General features: G+C 69.8%; 35 protein-coding genes. 3 read left to right on the forward strand and 32 right to left on the reverse strand.

Annotation, left to right across the window (positions count from 1 at the left end):
* Positions 1-69 precede the first annotated feature (69 nt).
* From OP04_RS08025 to OP04_RS49320, 12 genes are all read right to left on the reverse strand, one after another.
* Complete coding sequence (locus OP04_RS08025; protein ID WP_033338859.1) at positions 70-507, reverse strand: GntR family transcriptional regulator; 438 nt, start codon at positions 505-507, stop codon at positions 70-72.
* A 151-nt stretch (positions 508-658) separates the two neighbouring features.
* Entirely contained in the window at positions 659-1,099 is a 441-nt protein-coding gene (locus OP04_RS08030) for a winged helix-turn-helix domain-containing protein (protein WP_051797267.1), read from the reverse strand.
* 110 nt (positions 1,100-1,209) lie between these two features.
* Complete coding sequence (locus tag OP04_RS08035) at positions 1,210-1,602, reverse strand: hypothetical protein (protein ID WP_033338860.1); 393 nt, start codon at positions 1,600-1,602, stop codon at positions 1,210-1,212.
* On the reverse strand, positions 1,599-1,841 hold the full coding sequence (locus OP04_RS08040; protein WP_033338861.1) for a hypothetical protein: 243 nt from the start codon (positions 1,839-1,841) through the stop codon (positions 1,599-1,601). Before OP04_RS08040 ends, OP04_RS08035 begins: the two co-directional genes overlap by 4 nt.
* The gene (locus OP04_RS08045) at positions 1,838-2,236 is read right to left on the reverse strand and encodes a hypothetical protein (RefSeq protein ID WP_033338862.1); all 399 of its coding nucleotides are present in this window, start codon (positions 2,234-2,236) and stop codon (positions 1,838-1,840) included. The genes OP04_RS08040 and OP04_RS08045 overlap by 4 nt, the downstream gene beginning before the upstream one ends.
* Positions 2,236-2,403: a hypothetical protein gene (locus OP04_RS53075; protein ID WP_157239471.1), complete on the reverse strand. Its 168-nt coding sequence runs from the start codon at positions 2,401-2,403 to the stop codon at positions 2,236-2,238. Before OP04_RS53075 ends, OP04_RS08045 begins: the two co-directional genes overlap by 1 nt.
* Positions 2,400-2,720, reverse strand: coding sequence for a hypothetical protein (locus tag OP04_RS08050; protein WP_033338863.1), 321 nt, complete (start codon positions 2,718-2,720; stop codon positions 2,400-2,402). The genes OP04_RS53075 and OP04_RS08050 overlap by 4 nt, the downstream gene beginning before the upstream one ends.
* Positions 2,717-3,079, reverse strand: a complete 363-nt coding sequence (locus OP04_RS08055) for a hypothetical protein (RefSeq protein WP_033338864.1) — start codon at positions 3,077-3,079, stop codon at positions 2,717-2,719. Before OP04_RS08055 ends, OP04_RS08050 begins: the two co-directional genes overlap by 4 nt.
* Complete coding sequence (locus OP04_RS08060; protein ID WP_033338865.1) at positions 3,076-3,324, reverse strand: hypothetical protein; 249 nt, start codon at positions 3,322-3,324, stop codon at positions 3,076-3,078. The genes OP04_RS08055 and OP04_RS08060 overlap by 4 nt, the downstream gene beginning before the upstream one ends.
* Complete coding sequence (locus tag OP04_RS08065; protein WP_033338866.1) at positions 3,321-3,584, reverse strand: hypothetical protein; 264 nt, start codon at positions 3,582-3,584, stop codon at positions 3,321-3,323. The genes OP04_RS08060 and OP04_RS08065 overlap by 4 nt, the downstream gene beginning before the upstream one ends.
* Positions 3,584-4,216 carry a hypothetical protein gene (locus OP04_RS08070; protein WP_033338867.1) on the reverse strand — a complete coding sequence of 211 codons (633 nt, stop codon included), beginning with the start codon at positions 4,214-4,216 and terminating at the stop codon, positions 3,584-3,586. Before OP04_RS08070 ends, OP04_RS08065 begins: the two co-directional genes overlap by 1 nt.
* Before the next feature lie 7 nt (positions 4,217-4,223).
* On the reverse strand, positions 4,224-5,138 hold the full coding sequence (locus OP04_RS49320) for a phage antirepressor KilAC domain-containing protein (RefSeq protein WP_051797268.1): 915 nt from the start codon (positions 5,136-5,138) through the stop codon (positions 4,224-4,226).
* Between the two features lie 109 nt (positions 5,139-5,247).
* On the opposite strand from OP04_RS49320, the gene OP04_RS08080 reads away from it, so the two are divergent.
* Entirely contained in the window at positions 5,248-5,484 is a 237-nt protein-coding gene (locus OP04_RS08080; RefSeq protein ID WP_033338868.1) for a hypothetical protein, read from the forward strand.
* Here the strand turns inward: OP04_RS08080 and OP04_RS08085 are convergent, their stop codons facing one another.
* The 9 genes from OP04_RS08085 to OP04_RS08130 all read right to left on the reverse strand — a co-directional run bounded on the left by OP04_RS08085 (position 5,485) and on the right by OP04_RS08130 (position 8,869).
* Positions 5,485-5,712, reverse strand: a complete 228-nt coding sequence (locus tag OP04_RS08085) for a hypothetical protein (protein WP_033338869.1) — start codon at positions 5,710-5,712, stop codon at positions 5,485-5,487.
* Positions 5,713-5,806: 94 nt separating this feature from the next.
* Positions 5,807-6,307 carry an LOG family protein gene (locus OP04_RS08090; RefSeq protein WP_033338870.1) on the reverse strand — a complete coding sequence of 167 codons (501 nt, stop codon included), beginning with the start codon at positions 6,305-6,307 and terminating at the stop codon, positions 5,807-5,809.
* 222 nt (positions 6,308-6,529) lie between these two features.
* On the reverse strand, positions 6,530-6,988 hold the full coding sequence (locus tag OP04_RS08100) for a hypothetical protein (protein ID WP_033338872.1): 459 nt from the start codon (positions 6,986-6,988) through the stop codon (positions 6,530-6,532).
* A complete protein-coding gene (locus OP04_RS08105) occupies positions 6,985-7,464 on the reverse strand; it encodes a hypothetical protein (RefSeq protein WP_033338873.1) in 480 nt (159 codons plus the stop codon). Before OP04_RS08105 ends, OP04_RS08100 begins: the two co-directional genes overlap by 4 nt.
* Positions 7,461-7,649, reverse strand: a complete 189-nt coding sequence (locus tag OP04_RS08110; protein WP_033338874.1) for a hypothetical protein — start codon at positions 7,647-7,649, stop codon at positions 7,461-7,463. The genes OP04_RS08105 and OP04_RS08110 overlap by 4 nt, the downstream gene beginning before the upstream one ends.
* Positions 7,646-7,846 carry a hypothetical protein gene (locus tag OP04_RS08115; protein ID WP_033338875.1) on the reverse strand — a complete coding sequence of 67 codons (201 nt, stop codon included), beginning with the start codon at positions 7,844-7,846 and terminating at the stop codon, positions 7,646-7,648. Before OP04_RS08115 ends, OP04_RS08110 begins: the two co-directional genes overlap by 4 nt.
* Complete coding sequence (locus OP04_RS08120) at positions 7,843-8,352, reverse strand: hypothetical protein (protein ID WP_157239473.1); 510 nt, start codon at positions 8,350-8,352, stop codon at positions 7,843-7,845. The genes OP04_RS08115 and OP04_RS08120 overlap by 4 nt, the downstream gene beginning before the upstream one ends.
* A complete protein-coding gene (locus tag OP04_RS08125; RefSeq protein WP_033338877.1) occupies positions 8,349-8,654 on the reverse strand; it encodes a hypothetical protein in 306 nt (101 codons plus the stop codon). Before OP04_RS08125 ends, OP04_RS08120 begins: the two co-directional genes overlap by 4 nt.
* A complete protein-coding gene (locus OP04_RS08130) occupies positions 8,651-8,869 on the reverse strand; it encodes a hypothetical protein (protein ID WP_033338878.1) in 219 nt (72 codons plus the stop codon). Before OP04_RS08130 ends, OP04_RS08125 begins: the two co-directional genes overlap by 4 nt.
* Before the next feature lie 126 nt (positions 8,870-8,995).
* On the opposite strand from OP04_RS08130, the gene OP04_RS08135 reads away from it, so the two are divergent.
* On the forward strand, positions 8,996-9,229 hold the full coding sequence (locus OP04_RS08135) for a hypothetical protein (protein WP_033338879.1): 234 nt from the start codon (positions 8,996-8,998) through the stop codon (positions 9,227-9,229).
* A 404-nt stretch (positions 9,230-9,633) separates the two neighbouring features.
* On the opposite strand, the gene OP04_RS08140 is transcribed toward OP04_RS08135, so the two are convergent.
* Positions 9,634-10,185 (reverse strand): hypothetical protein, encoded by a 552-nt coding sequence (locus tag OP04_RS08140; protein ID WP_033338880.1) that lies wholly within the window; start codon positions 10,183-10,185, stop codon positions 9,634-9,636.
* Positions 10,186-10,400: 215 nt separating this feature from the next.
* On the opposite strand from OP04_RS08140, the gene OP04_RS08145 reads away from it, so the two are divergent.
* Positions 10,401-10,787 (forward strand): hypothetical protein, encoded by a 387-nt coding sequence (locus OP04_RS08145; protein ID WP_033338881.1) that lies wholly within the window; start codon positions 10,401-10,403, stop codon positions 10,785-10,787.
* On the opposite strand, the gene OP04_RS08150 is transcribed toward OP04_RS08145, so the two are convergent.
* The 10 genes from OP04_RS08150 to OP04_RS08195 are packed head-to-tail and all read right to left on the reverse strand — an operon-like array spanning position 10,788 to position 14,285.
* The gene (locus OP04_RS08150; protein WP_033338882.1) at positions 10,788-11,300 is read right to left on the reverse strand and encodes a hypothetical protein; all 513 of its coding nucleotides are present in this window, start codon (positions 11,298-11,300) and stop codon (positions 10,788-10,790) included.
* Entirely contained in the window at positions 11,297-11,515 is a 219-nt protein-coding gene (locus tag OP04_RS08155; protein WP_033338883.1) for a hypothetical protein, read from the reverse strand. The genes OP04_RS08150 and OP04_RS08155 overlap by 4 nt, the downstream gene beginning before the upstream one ends.
* Positions 11,512-12,096 carry a hypothetical protein gene (locus tag OP04_RS08160; RefSeq protein ID WP_033338884.1) on the reverse strand — a complete coding sequence of 195 codons (585 nt, stop codon included), beginning with the start codon at positions 12,094-12,096 and terminating at the stop codon, positions 11,512-11,514. Before OP04_RS08160 ends, OP04_RS08155 begins: the two co-directional genes overlap by 4 nt.
* On the reverse strand, positions 12,096-12,317 hold the full coding sequence (locus OP04_RS08165; RefSeq protein WP_033338885.1) for a hypothetical protein: 222 nt from the start codon (positions 12,315-12,317) through the stop codon (positions 12,096-12,098). The genes OP04_RS08160 and OP04_RS08165 overlap by 1 nt, the downstream gene beginning before the upstream one ends.
* Complete coding sequence (locus OP04_RS49325) at positions 12,317-12,712, reverse strand: hypothetical protein (protein ID WP_157239475.1); 396 nt, start codon at positions 12,710-12,712, stop codon at positions 12,317-12,319. The genes OP04_RS08165 and OP04_RS49325 overlap by 1 nt, the downstream gene beginning before the upstream one ends.
* Entirely contained in the window at positions 12,709-12,906 is a 198-nt protein-coding gene (locus OP04_RS08175) for a hypothetical protein (protein WP_033338886.1), read from the reverse strand. Before OP04_RS08175 ends, OP04_RS49325 begins: the two co-directional genes overlap by 4 nt.
* The gene (locus OP04_RS08180) at positions 12,903-13,313 is read right to left on the reverse strand and encodes a hypothetical protein (RefSeq protein WP_033338887.1); all 411 of its coding nucleotides are present in this window, start codon (positions 13,311-13,313) and stop codon (positions 12,903-12,905) included. Before OP04_RS08180 ends, OP04_RS08175 begins: the two co-directional genes overlap by 4 nt.
* Positions 13,310-13,558, reverse strand: coding sequence for a hypothetical protein (locus OP04_RS08185; RefSeq protein ID WP_033338888.1), 249 nt, complete (start codon positions 13,556-13,558; stop codon positions 13,310-13,312). The genes OP04_RS08180 and OP04_RS08185 overlap by 4 nt, the downstream gene beginning before the upstream one ends.
* Positions 13,555-13,833, reverse strand: coding sequence for a hypothetical protein (locus OP04_RS08190; RefSeq protein ID WP_033338889.1), 279 nt, complete (start codon positions 13,831-13,833; stop codon positions 13,555-13,557). The genes OP04_RS08185 and OP04_RS08190 overlap by 4 nt, the downstream gene beginning before the upstream one ends.
* Positions 13,830-14,285 (reverse strand): hypothetical protein, encoded by a 456-nt coding sequence (locus OP04_RS08195; protein WP_033338890.1) that lies wholly within the window; start codon positions 14,283-14,285, stop codon positions 13,830-13,832. The genes OP04_RS08190 and OP04_RS08195 overlap by 4 nt, the downstream gene beginning before the upstream one ends.
* Between the last annotated feature and the right edge of the window lie 7 nt (positions 14,286-14,292).

The raw sequence follows: 14,292 nt of genomic DNA on the forward strand, positions 1-14,292 counted from the left end.
CGTATTGGTGCCTGCGTGTGTTTTAGGCGCGCCCGAGAATGTGGCGACCGTTGGCCAACAGTTGACTATTCAGTCAGGTTGGTCTGCCTGTTGAGCTGCTTGCACTGCCCGGAATTCGTCGCCGCGGTAGACGTGCTTGCCGTCTTTGCCGTGGACGACGAGGACGGTTACGGGTTCACCGATGCCAATTTTGAGGGCGTCGCGTTCTTCGACGGTCGGCATGCGGGAGACGACCGACTGTCCCGGCTTGAGAATGATCGTCTTCAAGGTTGATTCGTCTATCTGCTCCGCCACGGTCGAACCGTAACCGGGCCGTACGACAACGAGGCCCTCTTTGTTGAGGAGTTGGATGGCGTCGCGGGCGGTGTGGGTGTCGATGCCGCGTTCGGCGGCGAGGGTCCGGTAGGAGGGGAGGCGGTCGCCGGGCTGGAGGGTGCCGTCGGCGATCTGGGCGCGGATTTCGGCTGCTAGGCGACCGTATCGTGTGGCGCTGATGTCGTCGGTCACGGGTGCGACCGTATGGGATGAGAGGTGCGCGGTAGCCGTGGGCCCACAGTGTGCAAGGTTGTGCTTTTCTGTCGAAATCGGTGCATTGTTCCGCTGATCACGATAGGCGCATTAGAGCAACATTCCACGGAGGAAGTAACCGCCGCGCGGGTCACTCCGGCGAGGCGTCTGATCCCGGCTGGAGTATCCGGTACCGGTCGGCCGGATATGCGGTCTCGGTCCCGTCGGGTGCGGTGACGATCAGCATCGGGATCCCGTCGAAGATCGGATCGACCAGGCCGTACTCGTCGAGCTCTTCCGGCGTCGGCATCCGCGCCCCGACGGTCGAACCGGGCGGGGGCATGATGTTGGTACGGTCGCGTTCCGGGCGCACGTACGAAGTCTGCCCCTGCTGGACCACGATGAGTCCTTGGTGGCGCAGGTCTGCGACGACCCGGGTGGCGGTGTCGCGGGAGATCGCATACGTCTGCTGCAGGTCGCGCTCGGACGGAAAGTAGCCGCCGGGGGCGAGTTTCCCACTGGCGATGTCGGCGCGGAGGATCGCGGCGACGCGTCGTGCCGCGCCGGGTCCGGATACGCGCCGTGGTTGCACGCGTACACGCTAGGGGCGGCCCTAACTCTACCCACTGGCACGCTCGGGCAGGCCAGTTGATTAAGTCCGGGCCGCCCCTGATCGAGCGGATGGTGCAGGTCAGGCGACGGTCAGTCTTCCTCGTCGAACGTGACGGTCGGCTCGGTTGGCTGGCCGCGCCGCAGCCACTTCGGGTTGATCCGGGCGGGCTTGGGTCGGTCGTCTTCGCCCTGGGTGAGGACGGGCAGGAGCGCCCGGTAGGCGGGCTCTTTGTCGTGGTGGTGAATGCCGGCGGCGATGACGATCGCAGCGCTGCCGGGTAGCGGGATGGCCCAGATGCGGCGGGAGCTGGCGGCGACCGCCCCGAAGTGCGCCCGCTTGGTGACCTTGTCGAGTCTCAGCTCGTTGAAGTAGAGCCGCAGCCACCGGTTCGCGGCCCGGAGACCACGCCACCCGTAGTAGCCGGCGAAGGCCAGGACCGGGAAGGCTGCGATCCCGGCGAGGACGAGCATCCAGTCGGTCACGCCGCCTCCTCGCCGTCGAGCCCGAAGTGGTCCACGATCGCGTCGGCGAGCGCGCCCGCGCCCATGGTCTTGTCCGGGTTGGTCGCCTCGACGAACGCGATCACGTCGTCGCCGTACAGGTCGAGGCGCAGCGGTACGACCCGAACCGCGATCTCCATGCCCAGCTCGTGGGCGGTGAGCTTGTTGCCGCCGTCGGTCCGGCGAATGTGCTCGGCCAGGTCGTTGCGGATGTTGGTCATCGCTTCCCTCGCTTTGTCGGCTTGCCCTTGGTCGGTGCTGGCTCACGCCGGTCGTCGCCGGACACGCGTGTGGGCGCGCTCCTGGCGGGCGCGACGGTGACGGCCGGCCGCTGCTCGGCCGCCGCACTCCAGCCGCGCGGCGGTGTCGTACGGCCCGCTGCCACCCACGTCCACTCGCGGTAGACGCCGCGGTCGTACCAGCCGCAGTCGGGCAGCTCGCGCCGGCGCCGGTCCTCGGCGTCGCAGTCTGGTACGTCGGTGTCGTCGGCGCCCGCGATCGGCACCTCCAGGGCGGGCGGGTCGGCGGGCTCGGGTTGCGGGTCGGGGGCGGTGGTGCAGCCGGCCAGCGCGAGCAGCACGACGAGCGGGGCCAGGCGCTTCACGTCGGAACGCATCAGACGCTCCCGACCTGCTTGTTCCGGGCCTGGTAGACCCACTGCCCGTCGTAGCTGCGGTGCCCGCGGACCGTCTGGCGGCGGCCGAGTAGCCGGGCGTAGGTCATGTGGGCGTAGTTCATCGCGTCGGCCCACGACTTCGGCGGGTAGACGGGTGTGTCGCTCACGCGGCACCGTCCTGGACGTGCTCGAACTCGGCCACGAGCCGGGACAGGTAGATCACGCCGTGGCCGACCTCCTTGAGCGGGCCGCCGGTGTCGAAGTACCGGACGACGCTCACCTGCCAGCCGGAGACGGTGTTCCCTGCCGACACGACGTGGACGAGTTCGCGGTCGTCGTCGGTCAGCCAGCTGCCGGAGTCCTTGTCGTGCCAGACGGAGCCGATCAGGGCGGGCAGGTCGAACCCGGACGCGGCCAGCGCCTCGGTGAGCTGCTGCGAGGTGACGCCGTTGAGCGGCCAGGCGACGGACGGGACCGGGATCACGCGGCACCGCCGAACACCTGGGCGTGGATGGTCTCCAACTGCCCGTACACGGCGTCGTCGGTCACGCCAGCGGCGGCGATCTCGGCCCAGACCGGTCCGGCGGTCGCGTGGCCGAACGCGTCCTGGTCGTCGATGCCGTTGTGGCCCGCGCCGAGGACGTTGAACAGCCACGTGCCGGTGCGGGTCTCCGCGGTCAGGTCGCGGGCGGCCTTCGGGAGGCTCGCGATGCCGGGCAGGTCGAGCGCGGACTGGAGCGCGGACAGGGTGACAGTGTCGGAGCCGGCGGACACCGACCACAGGTGCCGGACCATGCCGGACTCCTCGGGGATGGTGTCGTGCTGGCGGGTTAGGGTCGTCATGCGGTCGCCTCCTGGACGAGGTTGTGGTCGATGAGGAGCTGGGCGGCGCGGACGTACTCGAAGGCGTCACGGTCGCCCATGAGCGGGTATCGCTCCGATAGCGCGGAGGCCGCGGACCGGATCTCCCCGGCCGTGACCAGCTCGATCGCGGCGGCGAGACGTTCGGTGTTGAAGCGGTCCGGCGTGCGCAGCACCCCGGTGTAGACGATGGTCACGGCGAACTTCCGCTCGACGGCCAGAGTCACGCGGCACGCTCCAGCGGCTCGACGTCGAACTCGACCTGGTCGCCGACGGTGGTGAACGCGCCGACGATCCGGTAGCCGGCTGCTCGGACGGCCTGGTTGAGGCGGTAGCCGGTGCCGGTCCAGGGGATGCCGCCGTCGAACTCGGTATCGGGGATCGGGTGCTCGACGCCGTCGATGGTGACGACGGAGCCGTTCGGGAGCGCGTCCCGGACTGCGGCGTCGATGCTGGGCGGGTTCGGGACGGTCGCGGTGATGGTCATCAGGATGCCTCCAGGGCGGTGGTCGGATTGGGGTCGGCGAGCAGCGCGGCGAGCTCGTCCTGGTGGATATGGATCGGGGCCTCCTGCCGGTAGATGCCGTCCGCGAGCGCGAGCTGCTGAAGCGCTTTCTCGACCCGCTCGCTGAGCTTCGGCCAGGCGCGGACATCGCCGGGATGCTGGGCGCCCCACTCGTGGTAGACGTCGGATGCGGTCGGGAGGTAGTCGCGCCGACCGAGCACGCGCATGATCTGCGCGACGCGGAGCAGGTCGTGGGCCGGGTCTGTGCGGTCCATCGGGCGGCCCTTGCCTGCGGACTCGGCCCGGTACCCGTCCTCGGACCTGTCGGGCCAGAACGTGTGGAACAGGTCGGCGAGCACGCAGCGGATCCGCGCCCAGGCCGGGCCCTCCGCGCCGTAGATGCCAGCGAGGATGTCCGCGGCCTCGGCAACGGTGAGGACGAACTGGTGGTCGAAGCCGTCGCCGAGCAGCACCCGCTGCGTGGTCGGGTACTCGGCGTAGTCGTTGAGGAGCGCCGCAGCGTCGTCGTTAGCGACGAAGGTGATCTGGGCGGGCCGTTCCTCGTCGTCGAGGGCGATGTTGGTGATGCGAAAGATGGTGCGGTCGTGGATCACGTTGTCCTCAGGCTTCGATCGCGGCGGGCCGCTTGGCGAGGAGAGCGCGGATCCTCTCCTTGCCGACGGCGGTGACGTAGAGGGTGGTGCGGTACTGGCCGTTGTGGTGGCGCGGCGCGTTCGGCTGGTCCTTAACGGAGAACCAGGTGGCGTAGCCGGCGCGCGCGAGCCACTGCCACTCGTCGACCATGGCCCGCCTCGACTTCGACCAGCGCTTCTCGACGAACCGCCGGTAGATGAGGCCGTGGCCTTCGAGCCAGGTGCGGAGGTCGCCCTCGGTCATGCCGATCTGCTGGGCGAAGATCCGGACGAGGGTGGTGTCGCCGGTCGGGTTGACGAAGTTGTCGACGAACGCGGCCTTCGGGCGGGTCGTCGCCAGCTCGCGGGCTTGAATGGCGTTCGCCAGCTCCAGCGCCTGGTGCTCCTTGGCGAGTTCGAGCATCTGGCCGAGTACGTCCACGGCCACTGCGGTGTCCCGGAAGTCGGGCACAGCCGGAGGCGCTGGCGGCGGGACGACCAGTCGTGCGGCCCTCTCCGCCTCGATGAGGTAGGTGCGCACGTCCACGGCAACGGGGCTGTCGCGCAGGAGCATGCCGACCCGAAGGACCGCTGGGCGCGGGAACAGCGCCAAGCTCGGGCTACGTGTGGCGATTCCACTGAGCTCCTTAAGACGGCTCAGTGGCTGGCCGGTAATCACCTGGTAGCCGCTGATCTCCAGCTCGGCGCGGTGGTCGACAACCACGGAGCGCACGGTTTTGATCGGGACCTCGTAGTACGCGGCAACCATCTCGGTCGTGGCGTGGACGTCGTCCGGCAGGAGAACGAGCGCTTTGACCTTGTCGAGGGCGTCGACCCGGCCGGCGTAGCGGTCCCGGTCGTGGCGGTTGTCGACGAGGGTGTCGGGCTGACGGGTGATCTGCATTGGGCTCCTTGCGCTGGACGGCTCCAGGAAGCGTTAATGTCTCTGCTGAGACAGTAACGGCCAAAGGGGGTTGTATCAAGTGAGACACGACAGTGGTACGTTGAGCGCCGTGATCCGCCCGACCTGGACCCCCGCGACCGCCGAGCAGCGAAACGCCGTTCAGCGCGCGGCCGCCCTCGCCGAGCAGAAGATCCGTATCGAGGCGGAGATGTGGGCGGCGATCAAAGAGGCCCGCGACCTGGACGTGCCCGACACTGTGCTGTGCGAGCAGACGGGCCAGAGTCGGGCCACGCTCAACCGGAAGTACGGCTCCCGCTCTACACAAGCGGGCGCGACCGAGGCTTAGCTACGGCCGGGAGACGGACGCGTAGTGCCGAACGAAGGTTCCGAAGTTCTCTGCGGCGACCGTAGACTTTCCAGCCGCCTCGGCCGAAAGCCGAGCAGCCTCCAGCTCGGCGAGCGCCGCCAGCAGGCGTGCTTGGGCGACCGTCGTCGGATCAGGATTGGCTCGTTGTTCCTCAAGACGCACGTACATCTGCCGCAGCAGGTCGAGCGTGTCAGGTAGCGAGGCCATGGACCCTCCTCATGCCTGGCGAATAGGGCTCACGGAACATAAGCCCGCCGGTCGCCAGCTTCTTGCATTCCTGCAAGTTCTCGTTAAATGAGGGCTACGTCACCCGCTCGACAACCCGCCGCACTGGATCAACCCACACGATCGGCAGCCCGATTTTCCGCGCGTACCGGACCGCCTGCCACGTCCCGCCGCGTTCCCTGCCGTCCCAGACCGCGATGCATCCGGCGCTCGGCGGGTCCAGCAAGACCTGGTTGCGGTAGTGCAGCGCGGCGACCGTCCTTACGTAGTCGCGTGGGTTCGGCCCGACGACGGTCTCGGCGTGCGCGCCGGCGCGGAGCCGCTCCCAGCGGAGCCTGGCGTGCGCCGGCCACTGGTCGGCTTGGGCCTCGAACGGCACGACGGCGTGCAGCTGCAGCCCGGCGTCGAGGATCTCTTCGGCCCAGATCGTGTCCGCGCCGAGCGCCATACCCGACCGGCCGGTGTGCGTGCCTTGGTCGCGGAGCCGGGCGATCCCGGCGGCGAGCTGGGCGCGGACCCACTCCTCGGCCGCTCCCAGCTTCCAGTGCCCGGTGAGGGCGACGACGGGCCAGGTCATAACTCGCCTTTCTTCGGTTTGGCCAACGACGGCGCCCTCCGGGTGGTCTGCTTGGGGCAGTCGATTCTGGGGGTGCAGGCCGTGATGTCGACGTGGCACTGGGCGGTGCTTGCCTGCCCTGTCATTGCTCTGATCGCTATCGGGGCACTCGTAGGCGTGATCGTGTACTTGGTCCGCCGGAAATCTTCGCCGCCTCCGACCTGATCTCTTCGGTCGCGGCGTTCATTCCCGCCACCAGCGCAGCCCGGCCCGCTCCTGCACGGGCTCGCCTTCCTCGACATCCATGACCGCGGTCCGCCGGGTGACCGCGTCGGCGGCGGCTTCGCGCTGCTCGGTGGTCATGTTCCGGGTCAGCCACCGCCAGTCGCCGTGGAGCCAGACGGAGCACATCGCCTCGTCAAGATCCTCAGCCGACGGAAGCCGGGGCGCGTCGACGCCGATGCCGCCGAGGACGGCCTGGGCACGAACGCCGAGCTGGGCTGCATCCTCCAGCTCGCCGAGCACCTCGGCCAGCAGCACCTCGTAGTCACCGAACGTCGGGTCGAGCGGGACGACGATCGAGCGTTGCCGGTCGGAGCCGGGCTGCCGGAGCCGGACGTAGAGGCCAGCGCGGCGGCCGGCCTCGATCCAGCCGTGGGTGACGAGGGCGGCGATGAGCTGCTGCGGCTCGACGGCGGTCACGGCGTGTCCTCCCAGGTGGCCGGGTCACGGACCGCGTCTGCGGCTTCCTGTAGCGCGATGACCTGCATGTGCTCGGCGGCGGGGTAGCCGGTCGGGAACCCGTCTGCGATCCGCTGCTTCGACGCGGCCATCCGGTCGAGGTACGCCGCGATCCGCTTCCTCTCGGCGTCACGCACGTACTCGTCTCGGGCGCGGCGCCCAACCTTGATGGCATCGTTCTCGTTCTGGAGTTCCTGTTGCCGGTCAACGGCAGCCTTCAGCGCAACCGGGGTCCATGCCTGGTCCACGCCCATCGCCGCGGCGCCAGCCTGGTTGGGGTGGAGGCATCCTCGGCATTCGTCGAGGCCGCCGGGCCAGCGTTCGGGGCCTGCGGTTCTGAAGCGGTGGGCTTCGGCGGCGAGCCCGACCTTGATGTCGAGGGCGTCCATCTGCGCGTCCATCTCGGCGCGGTCGGCGTCGCCCTCTGGGTCGGTCACCGGGGGCTCCTTCTCCGCACGACGGCGTGCCGGTCGCCGATCCGGATGGCCGGAGGGTAGATGCCGTCGGCCCAGGTGAGGCCGTCACGGAGCCTGGGCCGGACGGGCTTGCCGGTGGCGGTGTCCCACAGCCACAGCGGCACCCAGACGGCGACCGCGAACGCGCGGCGCAGCACGCGGGTCACGTAGCCTCCTGCCCACCGGTCGGGACCAGGCCCATCCGGTCGTCGAAGTGAATTTCAACGTCGCAGTCCCGATGGCGCTCCAACCATGCCATGACGTCGGGTACCGGCAGACCGTCGGTCCACAGGTCCTCGCCGTGCCCGTCGCAGACGATCAGGCAGATCCGGGACACCTCGTCCGGTGTGAGCGTGTCGCTCATGCCGCCGCCTCCCGGAACGCCTCGACCAGGCCGGGCGCGATGTCGTCGCCTTCGCCGAGGTGGACGCCGTCCTCGTCGTAGCGTTGCGGGACGAGCTGGTACCCGGCCTCGATGACGGCCAGGATGGCGGTGACGAAACCCGCGATGACCTCGGACAGCGGGCCGGTCGCGTCGTGCCGGGCGATCTCCTGGGCGCGGATCGCGTCGATGAGCGTGAGCGTGTCCGCCGGGATCTTGGCCCGGTCGGTGTCGTCGGGTGGGTACGCGTACCGCGGGGATTGGTCGATGTCGAGCAGGTCCAGGTCGGGGTTGCCCTTCGGGGAGAGGCGGTGGGGCATCACGCCGCCGTCGCCTTGGAGCTCGACGAACAGGCTGTGGACGACGCCGCCGAGTCGGGCGGGGACCGTGTCGAGGTGGAGCAGGTCGGCGGGGAGCGGCCCGGCCCAGTTCGGGACGATCACGTAGGCGAGCTGCTCGGCGAGCTCGCGCTGTTCGTCGCTGCTCACGCCGGTACCGCCTTGCAGGCCGGGCACAGGTCGAGGGTGCCGGACGTGTCCCACCGCTCGTTGTCGGCGAGGTGCTGCCGGGCTGCCGCGAACCTCGTGTGCTTGTCGGCGCCGGTGTAGTCGGCCCGGTGCTCGACGCCGCAGCCGTCGCAGAAGACGACGACCTGGGCGACGTGCCCGGCGTCGATCGCGGCGCGCATGTCGTCGGTGAGCGGCTGGCCCTCGTCGGGGTCCGGGATCCGGAGCGCACGGCCGGGCGCGTAGCCAGGGGTCATCTGGCCGGTGACGAACGGGTCGCTCACGCCGCGTCCCCGGGGTGCTCGGCGGTGTGCCGGTCGGCGAGGGCGAGGATCTCGTTCGGGTAGGCGCGGATGGCCCAGATGATCCGATAGGCGCGGGCGATCGCAGCCCGGTGGTCCTCCTCGGCGATGTCGTCGTTCTCGTTGAGGTCGTCCTCGGCGGTGGATTCGGCGCCGTCGGTTACCACGGAGATCGCGTACTCGTCGATGCTCAGCATTCAGTTCCTCCAGCTAGAAACATGTGGTCCAGTTCTGCGCCCAGTCTACCGATCGGCGCATGCGCGGGCGAGTGGCTGCGGTTCACGGATGGCGGAAACTGGACCACAAGCTGGCACACTGATCACGTGCCCCACCCCGACCCGCACCGCGACTCCCGCGTCAACGTCCGCGCGCCCGCCGACGAACAGGACGCGGCACGCAACGTGCTCGTGCCGGCGGGCTGGACGCTGCAGCAGTTCATCCAGGCATGCCTGCGCGCCGTCGCGTCCGAATCGGGCCCCGAGTTGCTACCGAAGTTGCTCCCGTACCGCACCGAGGTAAGCAAGGGCGGCCGGCCACCGAAGACCCCTGCCGGCTGAACAACACACCACGCTACCGATCGCACCGGCCCAGAACGGCATGCTCAGCCGCTCGCCCTAGAAGTCCCAGGCCGGTTGACTACATACATGCGACTGGACCCCATCACGGACATCCCAAAGGAAAATGCCCAACCTCAAGCCGCCCGAGACCTCCGGTTCAAAACTCCTGACGCCTGCAACCAGCCGGCACCGCACCCGAGAGTGGAACACGTCCGCGTGACCGAGACTTTTTTCCCGATACCGAAATCGCGGCGGGCGATGCCGCCCGCGGACGCGGACGCTGGCAAGTGAATGCAAACGGCCCGCACTCGACCTTTCGGGAGTGCGGGCCGTTCCACCTCGGCTGGCGATCAGAGCGTAGCGGCGGGGTGCGACAGCCGCCGCCCCGCAGTCACCCTGTGGAGCTATGCCGCGGTGACGATCATGTCCAGTCCGCTGTCGGGGTGATACGTCCACGACGCGCTGAAGTCCCCCCACGTCGCCTGCTGCCGGCCGTCAAGCGCTCGCGTCTGCGCGATCTGCGACCGGACCGACTCCGGCGCCTTCAACTCGTCGAGGACGCACGACAGGATGGTCTGGTCGTAGGCAGCCCCGGTGTCGACGATCAAGGTCTTGTTGCCGTCGGCGACGGTAACGCCGTACCGACCGCGGTCGCAGGTGTTCGCGGCGACGATCAAGGGCTTCTCGGGGGCCTGCTGCTCGGCGGCCCATCCGGTGAGCGCGGTCGGAGAGGCTGTGGGGGCGGGTGTTCCAGCGCTGCCGACCGCGGCTGCGGTGATCACCGCGGTGCCGCCGATGACGGCGAGCAGAGCCACTCCCCCGACGACGAGCAGGAGCCACTTCCGGCCGGCGGGGCGCGGGGCCGGGCGCGGGGTTGGAGGCGTGGCCGACGGCGGGTGCGTGTCCGGGCCGGGGGTGGTCAGCTGCGACGCGTCGGGTGAGGTCGGCTGGGTCATGGTCGCCTCCGTGTGCGGGCCGAGGTGGGCTGATGGGTGCGGCCGAGCTCAGCCCGAACCCGGCCGCCCTGGGAGTGTCCTGTGTGGCGGCTGTGCGCGGGGGCAGTGACGGCGCGATCCGGCCGTTCGGGCGGTAGGTGTGCCATCCCGGGCGTGGGTGGCGGTCCGGCTGGCGCTGGTACCCACCGGTTCCGTTGTTGATCTAGTCTGCGTGGGTGAGCGCCATCAACCCAGGAACCGACCCCATTCCGGACGCGACCGAGGACGCCGCCGCCCTCGTCCTCGCCGCGTTCGTCACCGCCATCCAGGAGCACGGCGCCGTCCTGGCCGGCGAACCCATCCGCACCCCCGAACTCGACGTGCAGCTGCTCCGCGGTGACACGGAGCCGTCCGCGGACGGCCGGTTCGGATGGACGCTGACCGGCGCGAACGGGGCCGAGGTACCGGTCCGGATCCCCGGCGCCCCGCTCGACATCGTCATCGGCAGAGCCGCGCTCGCCCGCGGCGACGGCTCCACCGCCCCGATGCTGTACGTGTGCGGGCATCCGAACTGGTGGCCGTACGCGGTCACGCGCGCCACCGGGGATCTGACCAGTTCCTGATCAAGGCTGGGAAGGGTCCTCGGAGATAGATTCCAAGTCTTCAGACCATTCGCCCATCGGAGGAAGGGCCGGCTCCTCGCCTTGATCGCTGCCAGGCTGCGGGTTGTCCGGGTGCCAGTCGTCCGTAATGTCTCCATAGTCGATGTCGATCTTGCTCGGAAAGTCGGAGTAATTTTCGTCGCACATCAGATCCTCCTCCTGCCGCCTTTGTTTCAGCCTGCCAAAGTCAACTCGCCAGCGGCAGGGCCTGCGAGAGTTGTTCGGTGGCCACGGCTGCGGTTTCGCCCACTGCATCGTCCAGCCTGACGGCAGGTCGGCGTCGGGTGCGACGAGCAGGGCCCGACGGCAGTCGGCCGGGATCCGCCGGGACGCCTCGGCGTGGGTTTCGTCGTCGAACCAGGGCAGGATCACGTCTCCGGCGTCGCCGTCGAAGCCGAGCAGGGCCAGGCGCTCGCGAACCTCGGGCTTGCGCAGGTCGCGGGCGAAATCGAACGCAATACCGCGGCCGGTCACCGTGCCTCCTCGGCGAGGAGCTTGGTGCACTCGGCGACGACGTCGTCCAGGCCGGCCGCTTTCGCCACGTCCCGGCACGCGCCGATGACGTGCTCGGCGACGAAGCTACGGATACGCGGGTCCTCGATGGTCCGCCACGCCCCGGTGTAGGCGATACCGGAGAGTTCCTCGGCGGCGCGTTCGAGCCGCTCGGTGTCGGTGCGGGTGTCGGTCATCGGTTCTCCTCGGCGTTCAGGTCTTCCAGGTCGGCGTCGGTGACGTGCTCGTCGGCGTACACGCTCGCGCTGCACGACTTCGGGAACCGGCAGCAGCGCGGGTCGTAGTCGCCGGTCTCGGCCTCGGGCCACGCCTCGACGCACGCTTTCAGCCGGCGGCGCCGCGGCGGCAGGCTGGCCACGATCCCCTGCCTCTGCCGGGCGATGTGCGCCCGGATCGCGCTGGCCCTCTCGTGCTGGCTCTCGGCCCACAGCGTGCCGTCGCGCTTCCAGAACTGGAGGGTGAAGCACTGCTCGTACGGGTGGTCGCAGTCGACCGGCATAAGCCGCGTGACGGTCAGCCCGGCGCTGTTCGCCTCGCGGGCGAGGGTGACGTGCAGGTGGTCCTCGGTTGGCGGCGGCCAGCCGGCCGGGATGCACGTCGGGCAGGTCCAGGCGTCGTCGACGAGCACCCAGCCGCATTCGCGGATGTGCGGCAGGTCGACGGGCCGGATCGGGCCGGACGCGTTCAGGGCGATGGTCGTACCGCAGTTTCCGGCGCAGCGAAGCACGCCGGTGGCGGTGTCGACGTTGCTGGGCATCAGTTCTCCTCGGTGCTGGTCGTGCTGTTCAACGGGCTGCCCTGCGGGTTCTGGACCGGCCCGATTCGGGTGATGGCGAGCGACCAGCTCCGGCTGCCGACGATTTGGGTGATCCGGAGGGGCTGCCAGGCGCCGTTCGGTGGCTCGCCGTGGAGGCGGAAGCTGCGCCACTGGAACGTCGGCCCGTACGTCCACCACAGCTTGCGCAGGCGGGCGGCCATCAGCCTCTCCCCCACGCGCATTCCAGGTCGTCGAATGGGGTCTCGGACTCGAACGTCTCGTTCCACCAGTGCTTGAGCGCGAACGGGCGCACGGTCAGCCGCTCGCACAGCGCGATGGCGTGCGGGGTCCGGACCAGCTCGTACGGCCAGATGTGCTTGGCGAACGCGCTGTCCGGCCCGAACTCGCGGATCATCCTGGCGAGGTCGTCGTGGTGGAGCTGGACGAACGCCCGCAGCGTGGTCGGGTAGCCGGCCAGCTCGTCCGGGTCGAGCGTGGCCGTGACGACGTCGAGGAGCAGGCCGCCCCACTCCGGGTCGACGTCGGGCCGGCCGCCGCCGCACGTCTCGTACAGGTCGGCGAGAAGCGCGGTCAGGGCGTCGTGATCCACGGTCATGCCGGCACCCACTCGCTGTGCGCAGGGCAGCGGTCGAGCTTCGCGCCCTCGCTGCTCTCGGCCCGTGTCCAGCCAGCGGCCTTCGCCCCAGCGCGGGTATCGCGTAGGGAGTCAACCTGCTCGACGCTGGCCTGGTAGGCGGTGAAGCAGCCCGGGTGGTCGCAGGCCAGCTCGTAGTGCTTGAAGACCGTCATGCCGTCGTCCTTGCCGCTCGCCTCGCCCGCATCCGGGCCAGCCTGGTCTGGTCGTCCGGGGCGACCCAGCCCTTCCGGTCGGCGCCCTGGTGGCCGGCGAAGAAGTGCTGGGCGTGCTGACGCTCGACAACACCGCAGAGGGCGCACCCGTCGGGGCCACCGGTCTCGGTGGCAGCGGCGTAGAGCACCTCCAGCTCGGCCCAGAGCGCCTCGGCACCGTTCTGGTGGGCGCGGGCGCAGTCGAGCGCGTATCCGGCTGCGACGGTCCACGGGGGCAGGTCGCCGTCGGCGGAGAGCGTGGCGTCGGTAAGGCGCTGGCCGATGCGGGGAGGCGTGTAGGTGAGCGTCCCGGCGGGGCCGGTGAGCTCGTACCGGCCGTCCTCGACGGTGCGGGTCAGATCGGTCATGCCGGCTCGCAAATGAGGCAGTCGACCGCCGACCACGAGGGGTGAAGGTGACACACCTGCAAGATCTCGAAGTCCTCTGGCTTACGGGCGAGCTTGGCCGCTGCCGCTCCCCGGATCGCGGCGATGCCTTCCGGCGACGTCGAGTCGGCGGCGTCCGGCACGAGGTCGATGACGTAGCCGTCGAGGCAGACAGCGAGTGGCATGTGCGCGGACGCGTCCTGACGGCGAATGCTCGGGCTGGTCATCGGGTCGTCTCCAGTCCGGTGATGGGCTCGACGGGCGCGGTCCAGTCGCCGGAGTAGTCCCCGGTCGGCGCGTCGTTGTCGATCGTGGGCGTCCACGGTCCGGTCCGGCCCCAGCCGAGCGCGATGAGGACACCATCGGCGGCGTTCTCGCAGTCCGTGCCGGGCGTGTTCCAGAGGACGTTCGTGCCCCGGCGGCCCGGCCGCCTGATGTCGTCGGTCACGTGGATGGCGGTCGACCAGGCGGAGACGCGCAGCAGCGCGGTCTGGGCGGTCACGCCGCGTCCCGCTTGTGGTGGAGGGCGAGGTCGTAGAGCCGCACGAGTTCGTCGTCGTCCAGCCTGTCGCGGTCGTCCTCCATCGACAGCGCGTGGTCGCAGGCGTCATCGGGGTCGAGCGCGGTCAGGCGCGGGTCGTCGATGAACTCGGCCGGGTAGTGCTCGGCGGCGTACGCCCGGCCCTCGTTCTCGCACTTCGCCAGGTGCATGAGGGCGGCACCCTTGTCGAGGTCGGATAGGTCGTTCCAGCGGGGCAGGCTACGGATCATGTCGGCGTGCTCGGCGTTGACCGCGTCGAGGACTGCCTGCCGGACGGCCGGGTCGTTGAGGACGGCGGACAGGCCGGCGCGGGTCACCTCGGCGGTCCGGGTGGCGGGCGGGTGCGTTCCGGCGGTGGCGGCGCCGCTGGTGAACGCGGCGATCATCTCGTCGGTGATGTCGATCGTGGTCATGTGGTCT

The organism is Catenuloplanes japonicus, from assembly GCF_000717135.1.
GTDB classification, from domain to species: domain Bacteria; phylum Actinomycetota; class Actinomycetes; order Mycobacteriales; family Micromonosporaceae; genus Catenuloplanes; species Catenuloplanes japonicus.